Raw genomic sequence first — 842 nt, forward strand, 5'->3', positions numbered from 1 at the left:
GCCAGGCGGAAGCAACCGGGAGACGCGCTGGCGAAGGGCCGCATCGGTTTCGAGAACGTCCACTACCGCGTGTCAAGCGAAGTGAGGATTTGACCCCCTGGGCGAACTGATTTGACCCCCTCATTGTTTTGCGGTTTCGTTGGTACCGAGCGTCGTTCCGGCCTTCTGCAATAGGCCGGAACGACGCTTTTCGCGAAGCCGGTAGCTGTCGCCACGGATCGTTATCACTGTCGAATGATGAAGCAGGCGATCAAGGATCGCCGTTGCCACCACGGGATCGCCAAACACGCTGCCCCATTCGCCCACCGAGCGGTTGGAGGTGATCAGGATCGATCCCCGCTCATAACGCTGCGACACCAGCTGGAAGAACAGATGTGCGGCATTGGCTTCGAACGGGAGATAGCCGAGCTCGTCGATGATCAGCAGTTTCGGCCGCGACAGGGTCGTCAGTTGCTTTTCGAGTGAACCGTCGTCATGGGCCTTGGCCAGCATCGCCACGAGCGTGGCCGCCGTGACGAACTGGACGCTATGGTTCTGCCGGATCGCCTCGCGCCCGAGAGCCACCGCCAGATGTGTTTTGCCCGTACCCGGAGGTCCAAGGAACAGGACCGTGTCGCCATGGGCAATCCAGCGGCAGGTCGCCAGCTCCCGGATTTGGCGCTGATCCAGCGACGGCTGCGCGTCGGAGTCGAAGCCATCGAGTTCGCGCACAAACGGGAACTGCGCGATCTTGCCTGCCATAGAGATGCGCCGCTCGTCGCGCCGCGCGATCTCGCGGGTCACCAGGAAGGCCAAAGCCTCGCGCAAGATCATCTGCGAACGCGCCGCTTCGTCCAGCAGCG

At 62.5% G+C, this 842-nt stretch carries 1 protein-coding gene; it reads right to left on the minus strand.

Annotated features, from left to right (window positions below; translation table 11 throughout):
- Positions 1 to 120: 120 nt before the first annotated feature.
- Positions 121 to 842, minus strand: a 722-nt coding sequence (gene istB, locus EOB49_RS34290; RefSeq protein WP_127383531.1) for an IS21-like element helper ATPase IstB, incomplete at its 5' end; no start/stop codon positions are given.

The organism is Mesorhizobium sp. M7A.F.Ca.MR.148.00.0.0 (assembly GCF_003997735.1).
In the GTDB taxonomy this organism is placed as follows: domain Bacteria; phylum Pseudomonadota; class Alphaproteobacteria; order Rhizobiales; family Rhizobiaceae; genus Mesorhizobium.